The organism is Sorangium sp. So ce726 (genome assembly GCF_051521405.1).
Lineage (GTDB): Bacteria > Myxococcota_A > Polyangia > Polyangiales > Polyangiaceae > Sorangium.
Map to the genome: position 1 here is coordinate 11023716 of NZ_CP150349.1, position 26733 is coordinate 11050448.

Genomic DNA, 26733 nt, shown 5'->3' on the forward strand with positions numbered 1-26733 from the left:
ATTCTCGTCACGACATGACAATGCCGCAGCTCCCGTCCCCGCGATCTGCGGGTCGGAGCTCACGCCGACCTGTCATGGACAGCTATCGCAAATGCACCCCTCCCGGCTCGCGGCACCACCCCCGTGGAGCGTGGCCTCGCGAGCGCCGATAGGCACGACGCTGAATCGCCTACACCCTGAAGCTGCGTACGTCTTGCATATACATACGAATTGCATCAGCGTCAAGCCGGGCGGACGGCGAATTCGTGCGGCGGACACGATCGCTCCCCGGAGGCGCCTCCGCGCTGAATTTAAGCGGATCTGAAGGAATTCGACCTCTCAGATCACAATCGAAAGTCTAACGAAAATAAGTCGATGATGTGCTCGTCAGGCGCCGCCCTACTCAGCGCTCGCCACCGCAGCCAACGAGTCCTCCATGCCGCAGCGAAACCTGTTCGTTGCACAGCCCTCATTCTCGTGACGCGCGAGGATGTGCAGGCGCGGGCTCGCGTCATCAATGCGGGCCTGCCTTCCACGCGTTGTCCCGCGGCGAGCGTTCGAATGAGGGCCACGCGTCGAAGACGACGAACTGGGCATCGCTCTCCAATCTTGCCGGCACGCGGGTCACCCGCGCCGGCGTCTCCTCGTCGTAGAAGCGTTGAACGATCTCGAACGTGCTGGAGACGGGCTGCCAGCCGCCCCTCTCCCACTGCAAGCGCTCGCCGCGAGCCTCCAGCGCGCCGCCGTCGGCGATCGCAACGGTCACATCCGAGGCCGAGGGAGGACCCAGGAGGCGGTCGGCCATGATCGGGCCTGCTGCTCGCGCGAGCGCGCCTCGGACCGGTTCTCCGGAGCGCACCAGATCGGCGACCCGCGTCGCTGCCTGCAATGCCTCGGTGTCTCCGACGGCCTGCGCCCATGCGAGGGTCTCCAGCGGGGCGTACGCCATGACCCAGCTGGCCGCGCCGTCATCGGCCAGACCCGACACGGGCGCGTCGAGGGCGCCGAGCGCATCCGCGACGTCATCGCTGCGGCGATCCAGGAGCGCGAGCCACGCGTCACCGCCATCGGACGACCGCACGCATTCGAGCCCGATCCACCCCGCGACGCCGTTGATAAGCCACCGCGCCCCCGGCTCCGCGCGCAGATCGGCGCGGTCCGCGAGCCATCGCGCGGCGAGCGCCTCGGCCACCGCAGCCCGCCGCTTCAGGCGTCCAGCGCCGGACGCGGCCACGTCCCAGCCGTCCCCTTCCGGCAGCCACAGGACCGCCCCATGCGCCCGGATCTCACCGAGGTCGCGTGGCGCCTGGACGACGGTCGTCACCGCCGGCATGGCTCCGAGCCGCGCGTGAACACACTCGCCCATCGCCTGGACGTCCTCCAGGACCTCACGCGCCGTATCGGAGCGGGACGGGCCATGCCACGCCGTGATGCCCTCCTGCCGCAGCTGTCTCAGCTCCGCCCCCCTGGGCAGCCACACCACGGCGAAGTCGAGGCCCTGTGTCGTGCTCCCCTCGACAGGCGTGCTCGCGCCTTGCTCGGAGAACGACACAGACCAGCGCCAAAGGCCCGCCGGCGCCACGGCGAGGGCGGGTACCAGCGCATTCCTGTCGAGCGCGCCGGGGCGCTCCGCGAGCCCCAGCTCGCGGCGTGTGGATGGAGATCGCAGCGCTCGCTCTCCGTCGTGCCCGAGCCGCGGGAGGAGATCGGCTGCACGCGCCCACACGCCGGAGCCATCCAGCCACGGCGCCTCCCCCTCGGCGAACCAGCGGGGCGATGCGATCGTGATCTCGAGCTCGACGTCGCACCCGCGCTGCGCGCAGCTGCCCAGGTCGACCATGAAATGCTCGTTCGCCGTGACGACCTCACGAGGGGAGCCGTCGACCTGGGCGCTGTCGATGTCCATCCCGGTGCGCAGGCTCCCGTGCAGCTTCGCCGCGCTGGCCCGCACTCCCCGCAGCGTCCAGCGGACGTGGGCAGTGCGCGCGGACGGCGCGATCTTCGCCTCGACCTCGCCTCCCTCCACGGAGAACGCCGACGCTTCCGGCCAGAAACGGGCTTCCCAGGCCGCATCGGCGGCGTTCTCCTCGCTCTTCGAGGCAAAGCCGCTCTGCACCACGATCTGCTCGTGCAAGATCGTCGCTGAGCAAGCGATCGCAAAGAGGCTGAGGGCCGCCAGGGCTCCCGCGCCCTGGGCGAGCTGCCGCGCTGCCCCGCGCCATCGTTCACTCATTCTCAGGGCGGTGCCGCGCGGGTAGGCGAGCCACGCCAGGGCCACGGCGAGGCCGACGCAGCTCAGCTTCAGGATGCCCATCTCGATCACCTGCACGAGCCACGGCGACCACCCCGAAAGCTCGGAGAGGGCAATATGCACCGGGATCCCTACCTGCGCGGGTGGATACGAGACGATGTCGATCTCGTGATTCACGAGGGCGATGAACGCAGCCAGCATCGATGCGGCGTAACCCGTACCGGGCGAACGCACGAGCGCGTGGACGAGGAACGTGATCGCGCCGAGCTCCAGCAAGGCGGGCGCAGCGACAAGCGCGTTCACGAGCAGCGCATTCCACGGCTCGAAGCTCGAAGGTAGGGTGAGACCTGTCACGATCCACGCCGAGAGCGTCGGCGCCAGGGCCATGACCAGCGTCAACACGAGAGCGGCGACGGCGCGGCCCACCACGCGTGTGCCGAGCGGCGCCAGCGTCGCGTCGATCATCTCATCGAACCCGGATTGCTGATCTCGACGAGCGAGCGCCCCCACGAACCCCGCCACGGCGAACACAGAGAACACATAACAAAGGCGGATGAGGAACGGCGCGAGCAGCGCAGGCCGTGGGACCAGCGGCCCCTCGGCGTGCCCGATCACATGGTAGAAGGCCCCTGCCACGTTCATGAGCGTCCAGAGCGCGACCGCTGTGCGGAACGCCCACCCTCGGGTCGTCAGCGAGAGGTGCCAGCGAGCCTCGGACAGCGTCGCGCGGAGCCATGACGGCGCCGTGATCGGCGGCAGCGCCGCGGCAATGGGCGCGGCGACACGAAAGGCCGCCTCGCCGTCCGGCGACGGCTTGCCGGCCCGCCCGAGCACGAGCGCCTCGCGCCCGTGCCGCACGAGCGCGAACGCCAGGATGGCGAGGGGGACCAGGCTCCAGAGGAGCCGATTGACGAGGAGCGGCGCGGTCATGGCCAGCTGCGCCGTCGCCTTTTCGTGCGGCGTCCAGCGCTTCGTCTGCGCCTCCGCCTCCCCGAAGCCGCTCACATCGACCACGGTCGCGATGTCCGTGTGCAGGTCACCGCCCCGCAGGACGATCATGGCCACCATCCAGATCAGGATCACCACCGCCGCCACGGCGAATGGACCTGCCGTGCTCCGGGTTCGGAGCGCCGCGGTCAGGTAGAGCGCGCCGAGGCCAATGGCCGACGGCACCACGAAGAGCGCCCATGACGACGCGATCGCCAGGATCGGCGTGGGCCCGATCGCCTCTTTCGGGAACACCCCGAGCGCGCCGAGCCCGGGGACGAGCAGAAAACCGAGCGAGCTCGCCGAGCCCAGGATGCAAGCGAGCCCGACCGCGCCGATGTAACGCGAGATCAGCAGCCCGCGAAGCGACACGGGCGCGGAGAGCACCAGCTCGTGGAGCCCCGCCGCCCGATCCCTCGTGACGACCTGCGCGAAGATCCACGCCCACGCAAAGATGAGCCAGAACGATTGCCCGGAGGTCATCAGGAAGACCACATGCGGGCTGTTGCGCGCGACGTCTGCCCCGCCCATGTCGCGCAGGTATTCCGCGCTCGAGAGCATGATGAACAGATAGCCGACGAGGCCGACGAACATGAGCGGGACGAGCGAGGTACGCAGCCCCGCCCGCAGCTCGTGCCACGCCTCGACGGCGTAGATGCGCGCCGAGCTCATGCGGCCTCCGCCTGTCGCGATTCGGCCAGCAGGTAGTGATAGGCATCGTCGAGCTTGGGCGCGTGAGCGACGAAGCCGTCGCCGGGCGACACATCGCGCACCACGACGGCGCGGGTGCCGCTCGGCGTGGGTGAGACGTTGAGCGCGTCGTCGGGGATCGGCTCGCCCCGCGCGTACGTCCGGGTCCACAGGCGGCCCGCGAGCGGCGCGGTCAGCTCGGCCGGCGCTCCCTCGGCGACCACACGCCCCCGGTTGACGATGGACAGCCTCCCACAGAGGTTCTCCACGTCGTCCACGATGTGCGTCGAGAGCAACACAACGGCCTCCGCAGCGACCTCCGCGAGCACGCGATGAAAGTGGTTGCGCTCGGCCGGATCGAGGCCAGCGGTCGGCTCGTCCACGATGAGGAGCTGCGGAGATCCCACGAGCGCGAGCGCGATGCCGAACCGCCGCAGCATGCCCCCGGAGTAGGTCGCGACCTCGCGGTGGCCCACGTCGCTCAGGTTGACGCGCGCGAGCAGCGTCGAGATCTCCGCGTCGCGCTCGCGCCGGTCCGTGCGCCCCTTCAGCCAGGCGAACCGCTCGAGCAGCGACCGCCCCGTCACCCCCGGGTACGCGCCGATCTGCTGCGGAAGGTAGCCGAGGCGGCGACGGAGGCGGTCGGGAGACGCAATGACGTCGATCCCGTTGAACGTGATCGTCCCCGCGTCTGGCGTCTGGAGCGTGGCGAGGGTGCGCATCAGCGTGCTCTTGCCCGCGCCGTTTGGACCCAGGAGCCCGTAGAGCCCCGGTCCGACGTTCAGGTGGACGCCGTTCAGCGCTCGAACGCCGTTGGCGTACGTCTTCGTCAACCCCTTCACGATCAGCCCGTTCGAGTTGGACATGGATCCCTCCGCACCTTGTTCAGCGCACGCGCAAGACGCTCCACGTGACACCAGGCATCGTCAGCGCGCGCGCGGGCGCGCCGTCTCCGGTCGTCCGCACCAGCGTGGTCGACTCGAAGCCTGTCGTTGACTCGTTCTCGTACGCTTGTTCGTCGACCTCGAACACCTTGATGCCGCCGGCGAGCGGCTGGCGATCGAGGCGCTCGGCCGACCCTGGATCGTCGAGCTGGATGCGCCACGTCTGCCAGTCCTGCGCCGCGTACGCCTCCAGATGGGTGCCGTCGGCGCCGGGCGAGAAGCTGCCGGTGTCCAGCACGCGCACGTACGCCACGCCGTCGGAGCCAGGGACCAGGCCGCCGGTCGGTCCGCCGGTCACGTCGTTGAGCGCCACGATGTCGGTGTCGAGCTCGTCCTGGCCCGCAGCCATGCGCGCCATGCACGGCGCAGGAGCCCTCTCCGGGTCGATCATGAAGATCGAGGCGACATACGGATCGGAGGAAAAATAGATGTCTCCGCTCGGCGCCTTCACCGTATTGAGGAGGCCTCCGCAAGGGGCGGCCTTCACCTCGAACGAGCCGTCGGTCGGATCGAAGAAGAGGATCTTCGACTCGCTGGCCACGCGATCGTACGCCGCGCTCACGCCGTACAGCGGAGCGACGAGCCGGCCTCCGTGCTCACGAAGGTTGGGCTCCCCGAGGAATGTGTAGTCCGCGGCGTCGATCCGCGCGTCCGACACGTCGATGCGCCGGGTGATCTCCATGGCAGCGAGATCGAGCTCGATCACCTGCCCCGAGACGAGGTCGAAGAGGAAGCCTCGGTCCGGACCGTCGAACGCCATCTTCTCCGCGAGGAGGACGGAGACCCCGGCTCCGCCGAGCCCGAGCCGAGCGTCGAGCTCCGGTTTGCCGGCGACCACCCTGTATTTCGAGACGGTGAGCTCTTCGGAGCTCACGAGATAGAACACCTCCGTTTGCGGGACTCCCCAGATAGAGCCTTTCCCGGGGAGCTCGATGGCCTCGTCCAGGCGGACGGCCCCTCCGCTCAGGTCGTCGACCACCCAGACGAACACGGTGCTGTTCGTGAAGTCATTGTCCTCGATGCGGCTGACGAGGGCATAGCGGGGACCGCCGTCGTCCGGCTCCTCGACGCCGCTCTCCCCGGGGTCGCTACCGCAACCCGCCATGAGCGGCAGGCCAATGAGGCACGACATCGCGAGAGCCCAGCGAGCGCCCCCCTTCCGGCATCGTTCCATGAGCCGCCGCCCTTCCTCGCCGTACCGGGCGCTCGGGCGTGCGGCGGCCTCGACCTCGAGGGACCTGGTAGTACCTGAAGAGTTCATCTCTTGCTTCCTTTCTCACGTCCGGCTTCGCCAGAGCGAAAAGGGGGTTGAAACTGCCTGAAAAGCGCAGAATTTCGAACCGCCAAGGCGCCATAAGACGCCAAGAATTTTGTGTTTTTGGCGTCTTATGGCGTCTTGGCGGTTCATTTCTCGCTTGATCAACGTGATCGGCGTTTCAGGGCGCGCCTGTGGATCGCGAATGTCGCGTGAACCTCACGCGGATGGGCGGCGACGTCGCCGTGATGAGCTGACCTCCCTCGTCGGCGGCGGGCAGGAATCGCTGCCTGCGGGCGCACGAGAGCGACATCTGGCCGAAGCCGTATCCCGGGTCCGAGAGGAGCTCCGCCGAGGCGACGGTGCCGTCCGAACGAACGACCGTGCGAATGACCACCGTTTGCTCGTCCACCGAGAGCGCATCTGCTTCGCGCGGCCAGGGGCAATTCCACTCCCGCGCGGGCTGCCCGACGGGCCTTGAGCGCGAGGGGCCTCCCTGCTGGCGCTCCGGAGCGGCGCTCTTGTCCACACGCGCGGCGTTCACCGCCTGCGCGCTCGTCCCCGCAGAGGAGGTGACGCCGCCGGCATAACGCTCTCCGCGGCCAACGGCGATGTCGAACCCGGTGAAATCGAGCGGCGCAGCCCCGTTTTCCGCCAGAGCGACCTGCCCTGCCTGCGCGGGCGGTGGAGGCGCGGCGGGAGCGGCAGGCGCCCGAGGAGCGGCAGGAGCGGCCGCGCGCGCGGGGGAACGCTCGGCGGCCCTGGGCGCCGGAGCTTCCGCTTGCGGCGAGGGGCTCGGCGGCGACGGCGGGGGTGCCAGATCGACAACGTGCTCCACCTGAAGCGGCGGGCGAGCCTTGCTCTGGCTCGCCGTCGTGTCGTCCGGTCCCAGGCGGAACGCGATGATCCCGACCGTGCCCTGCATGACGGCTGCCGGCATGAGCGCGAGCACGAGCGCTCGGGCCGAATGCTCCTTGACGGCCCCCAGGATGATCCCGGCGGTGCTGTCGGCGGCGAATGCGCGGGCTCGTCCCCTCGCGCGCCGGGGCGGAGCGTGGGCGTGCGCCGCGTCGAGGACGATGCCGGCGACGCTCTCGGGGTGGAACTCCGATCGAATCATGGGTGGCCGGTCCTCTCCGCCGCATGGGCCTCGGCCTCCGGGCGGACAGCGCCGAAGGCGACACGCGCGATCCCCGCGGCTTTCAGCGTGTCGAGCACCGTCATCACGCGGCCGTGCGAGGCGGCGCGGTCGGCCTGGATCACGGCCCGGAGCTGCGGATCGCGCGACAGGGCCGCCCGCGCGCGCTCGCGGAGCGCCGCGTCGTCGATCGCGGCTCCGTCGACCTGCACAGGCCCTTCCGCGGGCAACACCACGCTCAGCACCGCCTGGACCTCTTCACTCTGCGACGCGTGCGGCAGGTCCAGCGGGACGGCGGGCGCGACGACGATCTTCGCGGTGACGATGAAGATGATCAGGAGGACCAGCGTGATGTCGACGAGCGGCGTCACGTTGATCCCTTCGATGATCCCGCCGCGGCGGGATCTCGCGCTCTGCCCGGCGCTCGCCATGACTAGGCCGCCTCCGGGCGAGACGCCTCGCCATTCATCGGCTTGTCGATCGCCGCGCCGCCGTGGGCCGCGCGCGCGGATTCGACACGAGAGGGCTGCGCGGCCTCTCCGGTGGCCAGATAGGCGAGCACCAGGTTCGAGAGCGTCTCGGCGTCGTCGAGCATCGCGGCGATCCGGCGCTGCAGGTAGTTGTAAGCGGCGACGGCCGGCAGCGCGACGCCGATGCCCACGGCCGTCGCCACGAGCGCTTCCGCGATCGCCGCCATGACCGCGGCGGAGGCGACCTGGCTCGCGGCCCCGCCGCCCGCCGCCCCCGTGGCCTGACCGAGCTGCTCGAACGCCAGGATCACACCGATGACGGTGCCAAAGAGGCCGACGAAAGGCGCATTGTTGCCGAGGGTCCCGAGGTACGCGAGCCGCGCCTCGAGCGCCTTCCGCTCGGCGGCCATCGCGCTCTGCATCCCCTTGTCCGCCGCGGCCGACCCGCGCTGCGCTAGCCTCAGACCCGCGCGGGCGACGATCGCCCCGATCGATCGCATCGGCCGGAGCGCGTCGAGCGCGGCGGCGACCGAGCCGTTCGACAGGTGGGCGTCGAGCTCGGCGGCGAGCGCTCGCACGTCGTCGTCCTTCGAGCGGAAGTAGAGCCAGCGCTCGATGGCAATGGCGATGCTGCCCGCCGAGAGCGCGAACAGGAGCCACAGGACCCAGGACGCGCCGGACTGAACAAGCAGGTTCTTGACGGCTACAACGGTGTGCATCTCATCTCCTCGAGTTCGTGTGCTCCGCGAGCCGCAGGGCCTGTCTGTTGGTTCGTCATGTCGCCGTTCATCCCATCACCTGCCTCTCGAGCTCAGAGCTCCGCCGTGGTCTTGACGTAGAAGCTCCTTCCCGGGCGCGGCGTGCCGAAAAAGTCGAACACACGCTCATCCGTGAGGTTCTGCATCTCGAGCGACGTGCTCAGGCTCGCGCGGCCGCGCCGGACGACGTATCCGAGCCCGGCCGAGTGCACGAGCTGCGAGGGGATCACCTGCTTGGAGTCACGCCGGCCGAGGCTCTCCCAGGTGCGGAAGTACTCGTGTACATAGCGGCTGTTCCACGTGAGCGCGACCTCGTCCTCCGCGGCGAAGACGCGGCGAAACAGCAGGCGCGCTGAGCCGTTGGCGAAGAGGTACGGGCGGTTCGGGATGCGATCTCCCTCGAAGGCGCCGAACGCCCCCTCGCTCGAGGTGTTGCGGAAATCGAGGTAAGTGACGTTGCCGTCGAGCGCGAGGTGCTCCCCGGGCGAGGTCCATCCGGCGGAGCCTTCGACGCCGAGCGACCGCGCGCCGTGGACGTTCTCGTAGCTCTGGTCCCGATCGTTGCCGAGGAGCACGATCAGCCGATCCGCCGCGCGCAGGAAGCCGTTGCCCATCGCACGAAAGGCGCCCGCCGGCGTCGCGCGGACATCGAGGGTGAGCCCGAGGTTGACGTTGTGGCTGATCTCGGGATCGAGCCCGAGGTTGGCCGCGATGAACGTGTTGTCGCCGAAGACCTCGTCGGGGCTGGGCAGCCGCGTCGCCCACTCGTAGGAGGCCTTCCCGTAGAGCCATGGAGTGAACCTGTACCGGAGCGCGTCGCCGATGCCGAAGCGGTGGGTGCTCCCGTCGCGGTCGCGTGGCGGTTCACCGGCGGCCGAGCTCTCGCTCGCGACGCGCTGCACGTACTGCTTGACGAAAAGAAGGTGTTCGAGCCGGTCCTCGAACAGGTCGAGGTCGTACTCCAGGCCGTTCACCAGCGCGAGCACGCTGCGGCGGTCGGCGAGCGGATCGGGGCTATCTGCATCCCTTTGCAGGCGCTCATCACCCGTCCGTGTCACGTAGGTCGGCGCGATGGCCAGGCGGACCGCGTGCGACGGCTGGATGCGCCATTCCACGTTGAGGCGCGCGAAGGCGGAATGGTCCGAGAAGACCTGGTCGTGGGGGACAGCGTCGGTCTCGCCAGGCTCGCTGCCCTCGGGGTCGCAGCGTCCCATCCAGTCGTAATCGCAGGTCGCGACGTCGAGGAAGCGCCCTCGGACGTACGCATAGCCGCCCACCGCGTCGAGCGACACGCCGCGCCCCAGCGGCTGTTCGTAACGGAGGTTCACGCCTGCCGAGGTCTCCCCGTACGTCACGCCGCCGTACGGGACCCTCATGACGAGCTTGTGCTGGTACTCCTTGTCGTAATCGGTCACGAACGCGCGCAGGCGCAAGCGCCGCGCCCACGGCCGATCGACGACCCCGAGCTCCACGTGGCCTCCCGCGCTGCGGTATGCGTCGTGAAAGCGGTAGACGCGCGCCGGCGAGAAGCGCCCGCGCTCGTCCTCGACCTCGAGCTCGACGGGGTAGTCGTTCTTCGCATAGTCGAAGAAGCCGCTCGCGCGGGCGAACAAGCCGCTCGGCCTGTGCAGGTGGCTGCCGGCGAGCGCCGCCCGGTGGGTGTCGAACGAGCCCACCTCGTAGGACGCGCCGGCGCGCGATTCGCAGAGATCCTGATCGGTGATCAGGTCGACCGCCCCGCCGAGGGCGTCGGCGCCGAGGCGCACCGGGACCACGCCGCTGTAGATCTCGACGCGCTCGACGAGGCCTACCGGCACGTTCGAGACGCCGAACGGATAGCCGGCCAGATCGAGCGGCACGCCGTCGAGGAAGAACCGCACCTGATCGCCCGTCAGCCCGTTCAGCGAGAAGCGCGTGGCCGAGCCGAGGCCCCCCTCGCGGCGCACGCTGACCCCCTGCGTGCGCGCGAGCACCTCGCCCATGTCCGACGTCTCCCGCTGGATGCGGTCCGTCTCGACGACCGTCACGGCCTCGGCCGATTGCCGGTGCCGCTCGGCCTCCGACGGCCCGCGCACGGTCACCTCGATCGGGGCCTCCTCGCCGGATTGCACGAGCCGCAAGGCGATCTCGGCGACGTGCGCTCCGGCGATCTCGGTCTCGACCTCGGCCCGGCCGACGCCGCTCGCCTCGGCGATCACGACGCACGGCCCGGGCGCGAGGCCCTCGATCTGGAAGCGGCCCTCGCCGTCGGTGCGCGTTCGCTCGGCCCTGCCATCCTGGTGCCGCACGAGCACCTCGGCGCCGGCGACGCCGCGCGAGCTCGCGCCGGGCAAGAGCACGCGCCCGCGGAGCGCGCCGCTCACAGGCGCCTTGGGGAGGTGAAACTCGTAGGTGTAGAGGATCCGGGAGGCGACCGGGGTGTCCCCCCGTCGCGCAGGCGAAAACAGGAATCGCTGCGCTGCGGCCTGCGCCGCCTCGTCGAAGCCGTGCCCCGCGGCCTGCGCCACGTCCGCCGCCGACACCCGCCCATCCGCCTCGATGCTGAGCCTCAGCACGACGGTCCCCTCGAGGCCTTGCGCGAGAGCGGCCGCCGGGTAATCGGCCTCGACGAATGCGTTGAGGACCGGCGGGTGATTCTCCGGCGCCTGTCGTGATTCATCCGCGGCGGCCGGAGGCGCGTCGCCGTCCGGCGCGGCGTCCCGGGGCGGCTCCGCCGGCGAAGCCGCGCCGGCGTCCTGCGCGTGCGCGGCACCGCCCGCGAGCAGAGCACCGGCCGCGACGAGCGCGGCGGCACCGGCGCCCCTTCGCGCCCGGGACGGGCGCGAAGGGCCTCGACGCGCGGGTGCCTCGGTGTTCATGCGGCTTCATCTATAGCAACCCGGAACCTATTGCAACACTTTTGCATGTGTACTTTGGATGCTGTTCGTGGCCGCGCGCGGCGATCCGCGCGGGCTCTCTGGGCGGGCAAGGGAGGAGGGGACATCGCGCGCGGGGAGGGCGCCGCGCGGGTGGGTCGGCCGGTGCGTGCTGCTGCCCGGCGATCACCGGGTGATCGCCGCGGGCCGGCGGGAGATCTCGGAGGCCGGGCCGGGCTCAGCCAGCGGGCGCTTCCCGGAGCGCGGAGCTCGTCTCGACGTCGCGCCCGTCGAGCCTGCGAAACTCTCGATTCACCATGACGAGCACGAGGAGGAACATCGCCACGTCGATGGCCGTGGTCCCCCAGTAGACACCGCTCACCCCGACGAGCCTCGGGAGGAGCCACATCAAGGGGATGAAGAGCACCACCTGCCTCAGGAGGGCGACCACGCTCGCGAGCTTCGCCCGCTCCAGGCAGGGGAACAGCACCAGCGCGTTGAAGACATACGGCAGAAGGGGCAGCACGACGATGTAGATCCGGAAATCGAGCACCTGTTGCGCGGTGAACTCGGACCCCGGCAGCAGGAAGCCGAGGACCGCGTTCGGGGCGAGCATCATCGCGAGCCAGAACGGCAGGACGAACGCGACCCCGGCGAGCCCGAAGAGGCTGAAGGCCCGCTTCACCCTGACGTAGCGCTGTGCCCCGTAGTTGATCCCTTCCACCGGCTGCAAGGCGCGCATCAGGCCGAGCATCGGGGTCAGCATGAACAGGAAGAGGCGGTTGCAGGCGGCGTAGAAGGCGACGTCGTTCTCCGTGCCCTGGCCCGATACCGCGTTGTAGACAACGACGTTCTGGGCGATGCCCATGATGGTCAAGATCATGCCCGGCATGCCCAGCGAGATGATCTGCTTCCGGATCGCCGGATCGACGCGGATCGTGCGCCAGGCCGTGTCGAACGAGGCGCGCCCCCTCGCGAAATACAGGAGCCCCACGGCCGAGTAGACGAACATCGCCGCGTTGGTGGCCCACGCCGCGCCTTGCACGCCCCAGCCGAACGTGTGGATGAACAGCGGCTTCAGGATGACATCCACCAGCAGGCCGAGGGAGATCATCCACGCCGCCGTCTTCATCTTGCCTTCGCCGCGCACCGTCATGTTCACGGCCAGGCCGTGCACCCAGAACACCGAGCCGAGCGCCGTCACCTTGAAGTACTCGGTGCCGTACGCGAGGATCTCCCCGGTGCCGCCCATCATGCGCACCAGCGGCTCTGCGAACACGTAGGCGAGCACGGTGTAAGGCAAGCTGAGGAGCAGCGACAGCCCGTTCACGCTGCCCAGCAGGCTGTGGAGCTTGCTCTTGTCGCCGGCGCCCAGGTAGATGCTGAGCGCCGTGCCCGCGCCGGTCCCGACCAGGCTGCCGAGGCCGAGCGTCATCTGGGACAAGGGATAGGCGATGCCGACGCCGGCCAGGGCGCTCTTGTTCATCAGCTGGCCCACGAACACGGCGTCCAGGAAGGCGTTGAGCCCGTAGAGCACCATGGCCAGCACCGCCGGCCACGAGAGCTCCCACATCACTCTCGTCAGCTTCCCCTCGAGGATGAACTGCTTCTGCGTGTCTCTATCGTTCATGGCACAGATCTCCGTCGATTCGGTGTCATCGACTCCACACGGCTGGAACCGCGCCGCCCCCACGTGCGCAACTACAACGCAGCTGGAAGAAATCTGTTTTCATGACGTCCCCACATCGAGAGCGCAGACGTGAGCGTCCGCAGGCGCTAAGGTGCCCACGACGCCACCTCCTCGGACGAACGCGATCCGACAGGCAGCCCCAGGGCACACCGCGCCCCTGCGCCTCCCTCTCCAGCGTGCTTGCTATCTCCTAGCATACGAGCTGGCGCAGATGCAATTGATTTTTATTTTCATCGCATGGGGCGACCGGCGGGAGCAGCATTTCGACCGTGATCTGAAGGGATTTTCTGCCGCTCGGCCACGGAGCGCGCAGCGGCCGGCCCCCGTTGCCCGAGGGCGATCGCGGGGCTCCGGCGTCACGCTGCGCGAGGATCCTCGGCCCGGGGCTGCGCGCCGTAGTACATAGCTACGAGCACATCCTGGAAGGAGCGCGCGATGGCAAAGCTCATGGTCTACGAGATGTTCTCCAAGTCGGATATCGAGGCGCTGCTCGACGCCGGCGTCATCGTCAATCTCGCCTTCGACGCGTCGCACCCGAAGCAGGAGAAGACGGTCCACCTCGAGCTGCTCATCGACGCCTCCCAGGAGGCGATCCTGCGGCTCAGGAGCCGCTGCAATGAGACGTACATCAAGCTGAAGGGCGCGCTGATGCAGGGCGCGGGCACCTACAAGCTCGAGTGCCACACCTTCGATCAGGACATCGTCAACAGCTCGCCGAAGTCCTATGAGATCCGTCAGAACCGCGCGATCGTGCGGTACGGCGACGTCGGCACCGTCATCCAGGACATCGGCTGGTGGTGAGCGAGGCTACGGAAGCGCGTGCCGCTGGAGGACCTGCCAGGCGAGCTCGGGGATCATGAAGGAGTTGTAGCTGCCGCAGTGCGTGCCGCCCTGAACGGTGCAGAGGACGGTCTCTGCGCCGGTTCCGCACGTTGGATACGTCTCGCACGCCGCGCGCTCGGACAGCGCTGCCGGCGAGCCGGTGCACGTGTTGAGCTCGCCCCACGTCGCGAAGTTCTCCTTGGCACCGGCGAACGCGTTGCCGCCATCGTACGGCACCAGCGAATCGTTGGTCCCGCGGAACTGGACCACCGTGACGGGCCTCGTCGGAGAGCAGTCCCCGCACCCGGCGCCGTCGACGCAGTCGAAGTCCACCGGCGCCACGCCGGCGATGACGTCGGCCGCCTTGCAGGCCAGCTTGTACGACATGCCGCCGCCGTTCGAGCAACCCGACGCGTAGACGCGCTTCGTGTCGATGCACGCCTCGCTCTCCAGCTTCGTGATGATGGCCCTGACGAAGGCGACGTCGTCGGCGTCGTCACCGCAGCAGAGCCCGGCGTTCCACGCGTTCGAGACCCCCTGAGGGTAGACCGCGAGGAAGCCCTCGGCGTCGGCGACGTCATCCCAGCCGGAGAGGTTCTTCTGCTGGTTGCTGTTGCCGCTGAGCCCGTGAAAATCGAACACGATCGGGGCGCGGGTCACGCCATCATAGCCCGGTGGGGCGTGAACGAGGAACGAGCGCTCTAGCCCATCCACCGTGATCTTCACCGTCGTGTCGCCGGGTTTCAGCGTGGCGGAGGCGGGGCACGGCGCGCTGGCATCCCCGCCCGACCCGCCGGTGCCACCGCCGCTTCCGGCCGTCGCCCCCGCACCGCCGCTTCCGGTCGTGCCTCCGCCGCTCGTGCTCGCGGTCTCTCCCGCGCCGCTGGTGCCGCTCCCGACTCCCGCGCCTCCAGTACCGGTGCCGCTCGGGCCCTGGCCGCTCGTGGCGGAGGTGGCTCCGCCGCTCCCTTCACCGACGTTGTCCGTCGACGTCGTGCACGCAGCCAGCCAGGACGGGACGACACCGACCACGAGCGCTCCGAGCACCCAGTGGCAACCCTTGCGATTGGACATGATAACTACCTCCTCGTAGGATCCCGCTCACCGAAGAAATCGACAGCGTGGTTGCCGAGCAGCTGCTGTCCCGTGGGCGTCGCTGTTCCGAGCCCTCTTGTGCGCCATCATCGTGCTTCCTGTCCGACCGAGAGCCTCGGCTCGGCGGAAAGTTGAAGCGAAGGCAAACGCTTCTTGCTGGGTCGGCGTCGCCCGGCTTTGGCCTTCAGCCCCTGCAGGCGTGGCCGTCGCGACGAGGAGTTGCCACACCCAACCACCCCTGCGAAAGCGGCAAGATTGCCACGCTGCGGGGGTGACTCCCCTGACACTCCCTCGTCGTCCTTTTTTGACATCCCTCCCCCGTCTCATAGCTGTCACTTCCCGTCTCACGCGAGCTCCCACTAGAGTTCACGAATCGGCGCCTTCCCGGGCCGTGCGAGCGACGAACATCGCGTTCGTCGCGACGCCACGCGGAACACCATAACTGAATTAATTCGTCTTACCGGAAATCATTGACACCTGACCCATGGATCGACCGAGCTCGCAAGCGCACCACCGATCTTCTTATCTATCTTGAGCAACAACCCGCGAGCCGGCCGCTCCAGACATGGAGAATCTCAATGCGTATGAATCGCTTTCTTGGGTACGTCTCTCTCTCGTTCGCTTGCTGCCTGCTCGCATGCGCGATGGAGCCGGTTGATCTGGAGGACAGCGACTCGCTCGAGTCCGGCGTGACCAGCCCGGACGGCATGATCGACGCGACGCTCACGATTCAATCGCAGTGGGGCAGCGGGTACTGCGCGAACGTGACGGTCAAGAACCTCAGCCGCACCGCCGCCACGACCTCCTGGGGCATGGTCGTCGATCTCGGCGGCACGACGGTGGCGAACCTCTGGAACGCGCGCTCCACGACGTCGGGCGGGCGGCTCAACGTCACGAACGAGAGCTACAACGGGGCGATCGCGAAGGGGGGGACGACGTCGTGGGGGTTCTGCGCGAACGGCACCGGGCGGCCCACCATCGTCTCAGCCAGCAGCACCGGAGGCACGACCACGTCCTCCTCGAGCAGCAGCTCGAGTTCCTCGGCGAGCAGCAGCTCGAGTTCCTCCTCTAGCTCCTCGGCGACCAGCGGCGCTGGCGGAGGCGCTGGCGGCAGCGGCGGCAGCGGCGGCTCCGGCGGCAGCGGCGGCTCCGGCGGCGGGGCCCCGCGCTCGATGGGCTTCATCGGTTGCTCGATGGCCGAGAACACCGCACAGGGGTACCAGACCGTCGGTGGCCAACGGATGTGGCCCCCCTATGGGACCAACGGCGATGTCGTCCAGACTTGGACGAATACCAGCTCGGCCTCCTGGAAGAAGTTCGATCAGCAGGTGGCCAAGTATGGCAAGCCCACTGCAGTCTGGGTTCAGGTGTGCATCTTCTCAGGGGCCGGAGCGACCTTCGATGAGGTCAAGAAGCTGATCGCCAACGCACGCGAGCACGCGGCGCCCGGGGCAACCATCTACATCACGGGTCAGCCGCTCTACAACTCCGGATGGACCTGCGACCTCGCAGGCCCAGGCGGCCCAGAGCTCACCGACCGTCTCGCCCGGCAGGCGGCCGCCGATCCGACGCTGAACGTGATCTATCCGGGTTCTTTCGGCCCGCTCGGGCAGGGGACGACCGCCGACAGCTGCCACGCGAACAGCGCGGGACAGCAGCTGCTCGGCAACCAGGCCGCCAGCTTCTTCGGCAAGTAGGAGAGCGGCGTCACGCTCGCAGATCCCGCACGCGGCGAGCCAAGCGCCGGTGGGGATCGAGCTCGGAGCTCACGGCAGCGTCGCGGCGGCCGTGACTCCGAGCCAGCGCTCGCCGGAATCGGCGAGCGCGCGGCGGAGGGCGCCGCTCCTGGGCCTCACAGCCGGCGTCCGTCACGCGATCAAGGAAGCGAATGCCTCTTCAGCGTGGCCCACCCGATCTCGGGGCTCCCCCAGGTCATACCGCCGCCCTCCGTGGTGCACAGCGTCACCTCCGCGCCGTTTGCGCAGCTCGAGTACGTCGAGCAACCATCGCTGTCCGCCGCGCTCGGGGCTCCCGTGCACTGGTTCAGCTCGGCCCACCTCTCGAAGGTGCCGGCGGCGCCGAGGAAGGTGATGTTCGCGCCGTTCGGCGCCTGTTGAGGCCCGCCCTCGTAAGGCACCAGCAAGTCCGCGGTACCCCGGAACGAGATCTCGGTCACCGGCCGCGACGGCTGGCAGGGCTGCTCCGACTCCGCCAGAAGGTCGAACGCACTGGGAGCGACCGCAGCAAAGACGTCCGCGGCGTTGCAGGCCAGGTGGTAGGCCATCCCGCCGCCGTTCGCGACGCCGACGGCATAGACCCGCTTGAGGTCGACACACGCCTCCTTCTGGACCTCCTGGACCAGGGCGCGCGCGAACCCCACGTCATCGACGTCGCGCGACGTCGTGCAACACGGACCGATGTTCCACGCACCGTCGATGCCCTGCGGCCACGCGACGAGGAACCCCTCGGTGTCGGCGAGCTCGCGGTACCCCGAGGCCTCGGCCTCCTCCGCCGGGGTCCCGCCCAGCGTATGGAAGTCGAGCACCAGCGGCATGGGGCTCGCGCCCGTGTAGCTCGCGGGGAGGCGAACGACGTAGCTTCGGGTGGTGTCCCCGACCGTCACCGTGCGCTCGTTGTCGCCGGGCGAAAGCGTGATCGCCGGGCAGGCGGTCGCCGTCTCGCCATCGCCGGGCGTTCGGCAAAAGCCGCCCTGACAGCGGAACGGCGCGCCGAGCGGCTCGCAGTCGGCGTCGCCGCTGCAGGAGATATCGCAGAACGCAGCGCTCTCGGCCGCGTCGCAGGCCGCCTCGGCAGGCCGCTCCGCCACGGCCACGCACTCGGCGCCGAAGACGAGCGCCGTACACTCGCGGGCGACCGAGCAGGCGCGCGTGCAGACGCCGCAGATGCAGGAGAGACCGTCCGCGCAGCTGGCATCACAGCTCCTGAGAAAGTTGGTCTCGCTCCCCGTTTGAGGCCCGATGTCCCTGCAGGCCGAGCCGAGGAGCGCCCCGCCCATCACGCTCGCGATGAGGCACGCCGTCACGACCACCCTAGATCTCATCGCCGCCCCCGCTGTCCTGCTGGATCAAGCACTGTCCGATGTACAGAACGACCTGCGTGTACCTGTCCGGCCTCTCGTGCGCTGCGTTGAAGGCCTCGACCTGCTCGCGCAGCTCGACCAGCTGGGCACGCAGGCGCCCCAGCGTCTCGTAAGCCCGCTGTTCGTGCGGATGGCCGGGCCACAGGTCGAGGGTATAGGTGCTCCCCCCGACGCGGTCGCCGAGGCCGGGCGCGGAGCGATCCTCGCGCAGCCGGCACAGGATGGTCTTCACCATCGCCTGGAAGTGATCGAAGATCGCCGCCTCCCACCCCACGGGCGAGCCCAGCAGCACGTAGAGGCTCCCGGCGCTGTACGTCGCCCCGGCGCCCTCCCCGGTCCGCTCGACGCGCGCCGATTCCACGAGACGCCCCAGGGCGGCGTCGAGCTCCGCGCGCTCGATGTGTGTGCGCTGCAGCAGCTCGTCGCGCGCGAGCGGGCCTTCGCGATAGATGATCGCCCAGACGAGCTCGTCGACGCCTTCGCCGGAGCGGAGCGCGCGCAGCGCGCCCAGCTCGTCGTCGGACACCGCGCGATACACCACCTGAGCCCCCTGCCCCGCCTGGAAGATCAAGCGGCTCTCGCAGAGGTCGAAGAGCACCCCGCGAAGCAGGACGTCATCCTCGCCGGCGAACGCCCTCAATATCTCGGCCCGCGGCGTGATCCCCCGGCGGCGGATGTGGTCCAGCACGGCCTCCCAGAGCGAGCGGCCGCGCTCGACCGAACTCTCCGTGATCCGCCGGACGCGGCGCTGGTACGTCCGGAGCCCCATGCCGAACATGTCGGCGCCCACCTTGCGGCTGACGCCTTGCCGCTCGAGCTCGGTGACCAGGTCCTGGAACACCTGGTCTGCGAGCTGGGCCAGAGGGGCACGCCAGCCGCCCGAGGTCGCCAGCTGGGCGATGAGGACGGTGGTCTGACGAACGATGGCATGAATCAGCTCTACCGTCATAAATTGATAAGTATCGACGAGAAGCCTCGTTGCGCGCCACAGAGTAACGCCACACAGGCCGGCGGGGGGAGTGACAAACCCGACACCCCCCGGGCGCGGGGAGGGGCGACGAGCGGCAGGCCAAGGGGGGCCCGCAGGGGGCTGTGGTGTGACGGAAGCCGCTTCCCTACGTGGAGGATGGACCTGAGATAGCGACGCCGCGGAGCCGCGGACTCATCGAGCCGCTCGACCTCGGGTCTCCCTCAACCCACGCACCGTCAGCACCAGCTCCTCCAGCGTGTCGACGATGCGGTCGGCGCCCGCAGCCTCCAGCTCCGCGCGCGACCCGTAGCCCCACGTCACCCCGATCGCCACGAGGCCGTGCGCCTTGGCGCCGAGGACATCGTGTTCGCGGTCGCCGATCATGCAGGCGTCGGCGGGGGTGAGCGACTCGCGCTCGAGAGCGTGCGCGATGAGCTCGGCCTTGGTCGAGCGCTCGCCGGACAGCTCGGCGCCGTAGACGCGGGGCACGTGCGAGCGAAGGCCGAAGTGGTCGATGATGCGCTCGGCATAGACGGCCGCCTTGCTGGTGACAAGGCAGAGGCCGTGGCCCGCCTGGCAGAGCTGCGCGAGCGCCTCTGGCACGCCGGGATACACGCTGTTCTCGAACAGGCCGAGCGTGCCGAAGCGCTCGCGATAGACGAGCACGGCCTCCTCGATGCGGATGCTGTCGCGCGTCGCCAGGATCTCGGCGAACGCCTCCCGCAGCGGCGGACCGATGAAGCGGCGCACCTCGGCGAGGCTGATCGAGCCGTGCCCGAGCACATGGGCCGTGTGCACGAAGCAGGCAGCGATGCCAGGGGCCGGATCCGTCAAGGTGCCGTCGAGATCCAGGAACAACGTGCGCATGGCGGCGCACGTAGGGCACCGAAGGGGGCGGCGGCAAGGGTCGCGAGGGGCAACATGGGCGGCGCGCTGGAACCCGCGCGTCCGGCGCGTCCCGCGAAGCGCGCGTTGCCGCAGGCGCCGCGCGGAGCGCGCCTACTGCTCCGCTGCTGCCCTTCGCTATCTCGGCCGGTACACGCATCCGCCGGTGACGCTCCCCTCGGAGCGGTGGGCATCGTGATGGCTCTCGAAGTCGACGAGCGGGGATGACAAATTTGTCCAAGGGGGGCGACGACGATCTCGCCGTCTATTCGAGCGGGTCGCAGCGGCAATAGAACAAGGAGGGTCGGACGCGAGCCGAGAGCCCTCGCAGGTCCTGACCAACGCCCCCTGACCGAAGGTGACGACGATGAATCATCCCGCTCTTTCCTCCCGATGGGTGGTCCGCTGCGCTCTTGGGATGGCCGTGCTCTACCTCGGAGCGTGCGGCCCTGCGGACAAGGAATCAAGCAGCGGCGACAGCGGCGCCGATGGGCCGATCGGCACGCTCGACGACGAACAGGACTATGCGCGATTCATGCACGCGATCGCGCTGCCGCTGGTCGGTGTCCTGATCGAGCTCGAGGATCGTACCTCCGCCGATGATCCCGCCGCGTGCCCGAGCGGAGGAGCCGCCGCGATTGACCCCGCCCTCGGGCAGGTGACGTTCAGCGCCTGCCAGCTCGGCGGAATCACGATTTCTGGAACGGCAGTCCTGGCGCAAGGGGCCAGCGCTGGCCCCGACAAAAGTGCCTTCCTGGCGGGCGCGCAGCTCACGCTCAGCGGAGGCGCCGCCGGTCTGGTCCTCATGCAGCTCGCAGAGCTGACCTGGCAGGACCCGCCCACGGAAGCGGGAACGACCTGGAGAGCGTCGTTCGAAAACGGCATGTCCGGACAGATCTGTGTGCAAAGCAGCGGTCAGCCCTGCTCCTAGGAGGGAGCAGGAGCTGACCATCGTGGGTGACCTATGACTTCGCTTGCCCCTCCTTGCTCCAGAACCCCTCAGCCGCGTCAACTCGGTCGTACTGCGTCCCCCCAAGGACGCCCCCGATCTCCGATCACTTCTGCAGTTGGACGCCGAGGAACAGGGCATTCCCCTTCGCCCCTGACAGATCGCTTCTTTGATAGCCGAGCGCCGCACGCGCAGCGTACCCTTCGATGACATAGCCCACCTGGGCGTCGATGAGCAGATAGGGGTCGGCGTTCTTCGGCTTCGCTTGTTGCAGCCGGACCAGAGGCTGTAACTTTCCGACACCGATGTTGGTCGGCGTGAGGTAGCTCGCGAGCGCGAAACAGGAATAGTCGAACCGCTCGAAATCGCCAAAGTACTTGTAAAATGCGCCTTCGAGCGTGATCGTGCCCGCCGTGTCGAGGTTCTTTTCGAACAGGAGGTCGGCGTTGGCCTCCATGTAGGTGTCCTTGCGCGGGATGCCTGGAGGCATGCCCGCCGCAGGGGGCGGCAGTGATTCGACCGAACCGTCCCTCTGCACCTCACCCGCCACGCCGAGCGCGAGGATGCTCTTCTCTCCGAGGTACGTGGACTTCTGGTAATAGGCTGGCTCCGGGTCGAGCAAGCTCAAGTTGAGCCTCGCGGTGTAGAGCGGGCTTACCGAAGAGTCATGCAGGTTGTAAGCACCGACATAATACTTGAACAGGCCGCCCGCTACCTTGCCCCAGGCGGTCACCCCATCGTTGCGCCCGAACGGCCCCTGCCTCGGCCCGAGCGGCGGCGTGTAGGGCTCGAAGAGTCCGGGGTAGTTCCACGGCCCCATCGACCACGGCCCGGAAAAGGCAGAGCGATCCGACGGCACGATCATTCGGCCGATCCAGACGTTCAGCAGATCATGAAACTTGATCTTGGCGATGGCGTCACGGAGGGTCGCGCTGCCCGCTATGTTGCCCCCGGTCGGGGTTGGTCCGAACTGAGCGACGACCGCGCCCTGCACCCCGATGAACCGGTTGATTTCGCCTGAAAGCAACAGATGCAGCTCTCCGTCCGCGAGCAGTCGGTCCATCTTCTCGCGCGCGCCAGGGTTCTGTAAGCGACCTCCGACGCGGGCCCAAGCCGCGACGCTGAGCGGCTTCTTCCATAGCTCCTCCTCCGCCGGAGGCGGTGGCGCCGGCGAAGTTGAGCCAGGCCCTGCGGCGCTGTCCAGTGTCGGCGCGCCGGCGATGGCTTCGGCAGTCGGCGCTCGCGCCGGGCTTGCGCCTGCGGGAGCGGTCGCGGGCGCCGCGGTCGGCGGATCTTCGCCCGTGGGCGCCGGTGGTGCTTCGGGCTGCGCTTGTGCCCGCGCCGCGCGGTCGAAGGAAGTGATGCCGAGGATGACGGCCAAGACCCCTGCGCTAACTCCGACCAGGCGCCTCGACGCCCCCGTCTGTGTGCTCATGCGTTCTCCGTGGTGTGCTCGTCAATAGGAAAAGCCGCGCATCTCGCTGTCGCGCGCGTCAAATAGGATTCTGCGATGAACGCGCTGCCTCGATGGCGCGGTCCGAAATCTGACCGAGCAGCGCATCCGCATGCATGGCCGCCACCAGGGGTGAGGTTCGTCGCCGTCACGACGACGAGTTGCCACGCCCCGCGGCACCGGAGAAAGCGGCAAGATCGCCACGCAGGGGGGGTGACAAAATTATCGCCGGCTATCCCAGCGACGAACCACTATGATGAGGTTTCAATTATCTCGGGCAGCTTCTCTTCGATGGCGAAATGGCCGGTATCGAAGAGGCCTGCCGAGGCGAGGCAGGCGACAGATCTGTCATCCCCATTGAGCGGCGATCTTGCCGCTTTCTCCGGGGCGGCTGCGTGTGGCAATTCGTCATCGTGACCGCGACGCCTGCAGGGTCTGAGGGCCTGAGCCGGGATTCATCATCGCTTTATATTTACGTCGAGTGAAGCTCTCGACCGGACCGGACCGAGGAGACTCCCTTCGATTGGGCAGAGAAACCAGCGGTCAATTACGTCGGAATACGTCGAACCCGCATGCGCGATGACGCAGCAGAGGAAACCATGTCTACCGGTGAAGTGACTCGCGGACCAGGCGGCGGGCGCTGGGTCGTCCCGCTCTGCTGGGCGGCCGTTCTGCTGGACGGTTTCGACCTCGTGGTGCTCGGCACGGTGCTGCCGGTGCTGCTCCAGAACAAGGTGTGGGGCCTCAACCCGGACAGCGCGGCGATGCTGTCCACCGTCGGCCTCATCGGAATGGCGATCGGCGCGCTGACCATCGGCACGGTCACCGACGTCATCGGCAGGCGCAAGGCGTTGCTCCTGGCCGTCATCGATTTCTCCCTCTGCACGCTCCTGTGCGCGTTCGCGCCATCTGCGTTCGTGTTCGGGCTCCTCCGGTTCCTCGCCGGCCTCGGGCTAGGCGGCTGCCTGCCGACCGCGATCGCGCTGGTGACCGAGTACGCGCGCACCGACAGGCGCGGCAGCGCCACGACCACGATCATGACCGGGTACCACGTCGGCGCGGTGTTGACCGCGCTGCTCGGCATCATCGTCATGAAGCCGCTCGGGTGGCGCGCGATGTTCGTCATCGGCGCAGCGCCGGCGCTGGTGCTGGTCCCGCTCATGCTCCGCCACCTGCCGGAGTCCGAATCGTTCCTCAAGGTAGCGCGGTCGCGCCGGTCGCTGCGCGACGCTCTCGGCGCGGTCGCCTCCCTGTTCCAGCAAGGCCTGATGCGCCCGACGCTGGCGTTCTGGGTGACCTCGTTCATGGGCTTGTTGCTCGTCTACGGCCTCAACACATGGCTGCCGGCGATCATGCGGCAGGCTGGCTACGATCTCGGCGCGGCGCTGAGCATGCTGCTGACGCTCAATGTGGGCGCAGTGATCGGCTTGTTGCTCGCCGGAGTTGTCGCGGACCGGTTCGGCGTGCGCCCGTCGGTCATCGGCTGGTTCGTCGCCTCCGCGGTGTTCCTGGCGCTGCTCAGCGTCCGGCTCCCCGGTGCCTTCGTCTATGCGGCCGTGCTGATCGCTGGCTGCTTCGTCTTCAGCGCGCAGGTCCTGGTCTACGCCTATGTGGGACGGGTCTATCCGGACGGCAACAGGGCGACCGGGCTCGGCTGGACTGCCGGCGTCGGGCGACTCGGCGCCATCTGCGGTCCGATCCTCGGCGGCGCGCTGCTGAGCGCCGGGATCGCGTACCCGTGGGGCTTCTATGCCTTCGCCATCGTGGGTGCGCTCGGCGCGATCGCGGTGACCGCCGTCGGACGGGCGAGGCCGCGATCGGAACCTGCAGCCACGGGGCTGCCCGCGCCCGCGGAAAGCTGATGCGAACGAGAATGGAACGCCGGAGGGACGCGTGATCGACAAGGTTGTGAGCTCGCTCGAAGCCGCCGTGGGAGGCATTCGCGACGGGGCGACGATCATGATCGGCGGCTTTGGCACGGCCGGAATGCCGTTCCAGTTGCTCGATGCCCTCATTGCGCAGGGGGCTCGCGATCTCACCGTGGTCAGCAACAATGCGGGCAACGGCGACACGGGCCTCGCGGCCCTCTTGAAGATGCGCCGCGTCCGCAAGATCATCTGTTCCTTTCCGCGCCAGCACGATTCACACGTGTTCGACGCGCTCTACCGCGCGAAAGAGGTCGAGCTCGAGCTCGTGCCCCAGGGCAATCTTGCGGCGCGCATCCAGGCGGCGGGGGCAGGTTTCGGCGCGTTCTACACGCCGACCGGCTACGGCACGCCGCTCGCGCAGGGCAAGGAGACGCGCGAGATCAACGGACGTCTCTATATACTGGAATATCCGATCCACGCCGACGTCGCGCTCATCAAGGCGCACAAGGCGGACCGCTGGGGCAACCTCGTTTACCGCAAGGCGGCGCGCAATTTCGGGCCGATCATGGCGGCAGCGGCCCGATGCACCATCGCGGAGGCCGGTGAGATCGTCGCGCTCGGCGCGCTCGATCCAGAAGCGGTGGTCACGCCCGGGATCTTCGTTCACCGCGTGGTATGCGCGGCGCGGGAGGCGGCGCGCGCCGGCTGAGGGACGATGATCATCCGACGCTACAGCCGCGAGCAAATGGCCGCACGCGTGGCCGACGACATCAAAGAGGGTATGTACGTGAACCTCGGCATCGGGCTGCCGACGCTCGTGTCGAACTTCCTGCCGCGCGACCGTGAGGTGTTCCTGCACAGCGAGAACGGGATCCTCGGCATGGGCCCGGCGCCGGCGCCAGGCGATGAAGACCCCGAGCTCATCAACGCCGGCAAGCAACCGGTGACGCTGCTGCCCGGCGGATGCTTTTTCCATCATGGCGACTCGTTCGCCATGATGCGCGGAGGCCACCTCGATATCTGCGTCCTCGGCGCGTTCCAGGTGTCCGTGAACGGCGATCTCGCCAACTGGCACACCGGCGCGCCGGACGCCATCCCAGCGGTCGGCGGCGCCATGGACCTCGCCATCGGCGCGCGCGACGTCTGGGTGATGATGGAGCACACGACGAAGTCGGGGGAGAGCAAGATCGTCGAGCGCTGCACGTATCCGCTGACCGGTATCGCGTGCGTGAAGCGCATCTACACGGATCTCGCGGTGATCGACGTCACGCCGCGAGGGCTCACCGCCGTCGAGTGGATCGACGGCCTTTCATTCGAGGAGCTCGCACGGCTGACGGCTGCGCCGCTCCGGCGGGGAATGGCCTGATGACGGCGCCGGCTTACATCTGCGACGCGGTAAGGACTCCCTTCGGTCGCTACGGCGGCGCGCTCGCCGCGGTGCGCGCGGACGACCTCGCGGTCGTGCCGATCCGCGCGCTCATGGATCGCAATCCGAGCGTGGACTGGTCGGCCGTGGACGACGTGATCTACGGCTGTGCGAACCAGGCCGGTGAGGACAACCGCAACGTCGCGCGGATGGTGGCCCTGCTCGCGGGCCTGCCGGCATCGGTGCCGGGCGCGACCGTCAACCGGCTGTGCGGGTCCAGCTTGGAAGCGGTCGCCGTGGCCGCGCGCGCGATCAAGACGGGCGAGGTGTCGCTCATGATCGCCGGCGGGGTCGAGAGCATGTCGCGCGCACCCTTCGTGCTTTCGAAGGCCGACGCCGCCTTCGCCCGAGGGCTCAAGCTCGAGGACACGACCCTCGGCTGGCGCTTCGTGAATCCCCTGATGCACGCGCGCTTCGGCACGGACTCGATGTCGGAGACGGCCGAGAACGTCGCAGAAGAGTTCAAGATCTCGCGCTCCGATCAGGACGCCTTCGCTTACCGCAGCCAGCGCCGGGCGGCGGCCGCCATCGAGGCGGGTCTCCTGGCAGAGGAGATCGTGCCGGTGGCGGTGCCGAGGAAGGCGGCGACAGGCCTCGTCGACAGGGACGAGCACCCGAGGCCCGACACGAGCCTGGATGGCCTGGCGAAGCTCCAGCCAGTCGTCAGAGACGGCGGCACCGTCACGGCCGGGAACGCTTCCGGCATCAACGACGGCGCCAGCGCGGTCCTGCTCGCGTCGGAGGCGGCGGCGAAGCGCTTCGGGCTCACGCCGCGCGCGCGCATCGTCGCGGTCGCCGCGGCGGGCGTCGCGCCCCGCATCATGGGCATCGGCCCCGTCCCCGCCACGCGCAAGGTGCTTGCGCTCGCGGGGCTCACGCTCGCCCAACTGGACCTCATCGAGCTGAACGAAGCCTTCGCTGCGCAGGCGCTCGCCGTGCTGCGCGAGCTCGGGTTGCCTGACGACGCGCCTTTCGTCAATCCGAACGGCGGCGCCATCGCCCTTGGCCACCCGCTCGGCGCGAGCGGCGCGCGGCTCGTGACGACCGCGGTCTATCAGCTGCAACGCAGCGGCGCCCGCCGCGCTTTGTGCACCATGTGCATCGGCGTCGGTCAGGGCATTGCCATGATCCTCGAGCGGGTGTGAACA

Annotated in this window: 20 protein-coding genes; 7 read left to right on the forward strand and 13 right to left on the reverse strand. The window is 68.8% G+C overall.

What is annotated here, in order from left to right; all coding sequences use genetic code 11:
- Positions 1 to 493: 493 nt before the first annotated feature.
- The 8 genes from WME79_RS40990 to WME79_RS41025 form a co-directional block, all read right to left on the reverse strand.
- Positions 494 to 3889 carry an ABC transporter permease gene (locus WME79_RS40990; RefSeq protein WP_437526337.1) on the reverse strand — a complete coding sequence of 1132 codons (3396 nt, stop codon included), beginning with the start codon at positions 3887 to 3889 and terminating at the stop codon, positions 494 to 496.
- Positions 3886 to 4773: an ABC transporter ATP-binding protein gene (locus tag WME79_RS40995; protein WP_272102574.1), complete on the reverse strand. Its 888-nt coding sequence runs from the start codon at positions 4771 to 4773 to the stop codon at positions 3886 to 3888. Before WME79_RS40995 ends, WME79_RS40990 begins: the two co-directional genes overlap by 4 nt.
- 19 nt (positions 4774 to 4792) lie before the next feature.
- A complete protein-coding gene (locus WME79_RS41000) occupies positions 4793 to 5983 on the reverse strand; it encodes a hypothetical protein (protein WP_437526341.1) in 1191 nt (396 codons plus the stop codon).
- Between the two features lie 304 nt (positions 5984 to 6287).
- Positions 6288 to 7226 (reverse strand): ferric siderophore ABC transporter substrate-binding protein, encoded by a 939-nt coding sequence (locus WME79_RS41005; RefSeq protein WP_437526344.1) that lies wholly within the window; start codon positions 7224 to 7226, stop codon positions 6288 to 6290.
- Positions 7223 to 7675 carry an ExbD/TolR family protein gene (locus tag WME79_RS41010; protein WP_437526347.1) on the reverse strand — a complete coding sequence of 151 codons (453 nt, stop codon included), beginning with the start codon at positions 7673 to 7675 and terminating at the stop codon, positions 7223 to 7225. Before WME79_RS41010 ends, WME79_RS41005 begins: the two co-directional genes overlap by 4 nt.
- A 2-nt stretch (positions 7676 to 7677) precedes the next feature.
- Positions 7678 to 8433, reverse strand: coding sequence for a MotA/TolQ/ExbB proton channel family protein (locus tag WME79_RS41015; protein ID WP_437526350.1), 756 nt, complete (start codon positions 8431 to 8433; stop codon positions 7678 to 7680).
- A 92-nt stretch (positions 8434 to 8525) separates the two neighbouring features.
- A complete protein-coding gene (gene mxcH / locus WME79_RS41020; protein WP_437526353.1) occupies positions 8526 to 11330 on the reverse strand; it encodes a TonB-dependent siderophore myxochelin receptor MxcH in 2805 nt (934 codons plus the stop codon).
- 235 nt (positions 11331 to 11565) lie between these two features.
- Positions 11566 to 12957 carry an MATE family efflux transporter gene (locus tag WME79_RS41025; RefSeq protein ID WP_437526356.1) on the reverse strand — a complete coding sequence of 464 codons (1392 nt, stop codon included), beginning with the start codon at positions 12955 to 12957 and terminating at the stop codon, positions 11566 to 11568.
- Between the two features lie 495 nt (positions 12958 to 13452).
- On the opposite strand from WME79_RS41025, the gene WME79_RS41030 reads away from it, so the two are divergent.
- Positions 13453 to 13818: a hypothetical protein gene (locus WME79_RS41030; protein WP_437526359.1), complete on the forward strand. Its 366-nt coding sequence runs from the start codon at positions 13453 to 13455 to the stop codon at positions 13816 to 13818.
- 6 nt (positions 13819 to 13824) lie between these two features.
- Here WME79_RS41030 and WME79_RS41035 read toward each other — a convergent pair whose 3' ends face one another.
- A complete protein-coding gene (locus WME79_RS41035; RefSeq protein ID WP_437526362.1) occupies positions 13825 to 14913 on the reverse strand; it encodes an alpha/beta hydrolase family esterase in 1089 nt (362 codons plus the stop codon).
- Positions 14914 to 15518: 605 nt separating this feature from the next.
- On the opposite strand from WME79_RS41035, the gene WME79_RS41040 reads away from it, so the two are divergent.
- Entirely contained in the window at positions 15519 to 16631 is a 1113-nt protein-coding gene (locus WME79_RS41040; protein WP_437526364.1) for a cellulose binding domain-containing protein, read from the forward strand.
- Positions 16632 to 16810: 179 nt separating this feature from the next.
- Here the strand turns inward: WME79_RS41040 and WME79_RS41045 are convergent, their stop codons facing one another.
- The 3 genes from WME79_RS41045 to WME79_RS41055 all read right to left on the reverse strand — a co-directional run bounded on the left by WME79_RS41045 (position 16811) and on the right by WME79_RS41055 (position 19871).
- Positions 16811 to 17995, reverse strand: a complete 1185-nt coding sequence (locus WME79_RS41045) for an alpha/beta hydrolase family esterase (protein WP_437526367.1) — start codon at positions 17993 to 17995, stop codon at positions 16811 to 16813.
- The gene (locus WME79_RS41050; RefSeq protein ID WP_437526370.1) at positions 17985 to 18983 is read right to left on the reverse strand and encodes a hypothetical protein; all 999 of its coding nucleotides are present in this window, start codon (positions 18981 to 18983) and stop codon (positions 17985 to 17987) included. The genes WME79_RS41045 and WME79_RS41050 overlap by 11 nt, the downstream gene beginning before the upstream one ends.
- Before the next feature lie 213 nt (positions 18984 to 19196).
- On the reverse strand, positions 19197 to 19871 hold the full coding sequence (locus WME79_RS41055) for an HAD hydrolase-like protein (protein WP_437526373.1): 675 nt from the start codon (positions 19869 to 19871) through the stop codon (positions 19197 to 19199).
- Positions 19872 to 20307: 436 nt separating this feature from the next.
- Here WME79_RS41055 and WME79_RS41060 point away from each other — a divergent pair, with 436 nt between their 5' ends.
- Positions 20308 to 20820: a hypothetical protein gene (locus WME79_RS41060; RefSeq protein WP_437526374.1), complete on the forward strand. Its 513-nt coding sequence runs from the start codon at positions 20308 to 20310 to the stop codon at positions 20818 to 20820.
- A gap of 124 nt (positions 20821 to 20944) precedes the next feature.
- Here WME79_RS41060 and WME79_RS41065 read toward each other — a convergent pair whose 3' ends face one another.
- Positions 20945 to 22219 (reverse strand): hypothetical protein, encoded by a 1275-nt coding sequence (locus WME79_RS41065; RefSeq protein WP_437526377.1) that lies wholly within the window; start codon positions 22217 to 22219, stop codon positions 20945 to 20947.
- A 671-nt stretch (positions 22220 to 22890) separates the two neighbouring features.
- Here WME79_RS41065 and WME79_RS41070 point away from each other — a divergent pair.
- Genes WME79_RS41070 through pcaF form a run of 4 tightly spaced genes read left to right on the forward strand, consistent with a single transcriptional unit; the run spans position 22891 to position 26730 of the window.
- Positions 22891 to 24153 (forward strand): MFS transporter, encoded by a 1263-nt coding sequence (locus WME79_RS41070; RefSeq protein WP_437526380.1) that lies wholly within the window; start codon positions 22891 to 22893, stop codon positions 24151 to 24153.
- A gap of 31 nt (positions 24154 to 24184) precedes the next feature.
- Positions 24185 to 24868, forward strand: coding sequence for a 3-oxoacid CoA-transferase subunit A (locus WME79_RS41075; RefSeq protein ID WP_437526383.1), 684 nt, complete (start codon positions 24185 to 24187; stop codon positions 24866 to 24868).
- Positions 24869 to 24874: 6 nt separating this feature from the next.
- Positions 24875 to 25525, forward strand: a complete 651-nt coding sequence (locus WME79_RS41080; RefSeq protein WP_437526384.1) for a 3-oxoacid CoA-transferase subunit B — start codon at positions 24875 to 24877, stop codon at positions 25523 to 25525.
- Positions 25525 to 26730 (forward strand): 3-oxoadipyl-CoA thiolase, encoded by a 1206-nt coding sequence (gene pcaF, locus WME79_RS41085; RefSeq protein WP_437526386.1) that lies wholly within the window; start codon positions 25525 to 25527, stop codon positions 26728 to 26730. The genes WME79_RS41080 and pcaF overlap by 1 nt, the downstream gene beginning before the upstream one ends.
- Positions 26731 to 26733 lie beyond the last annotated feature (3 nt).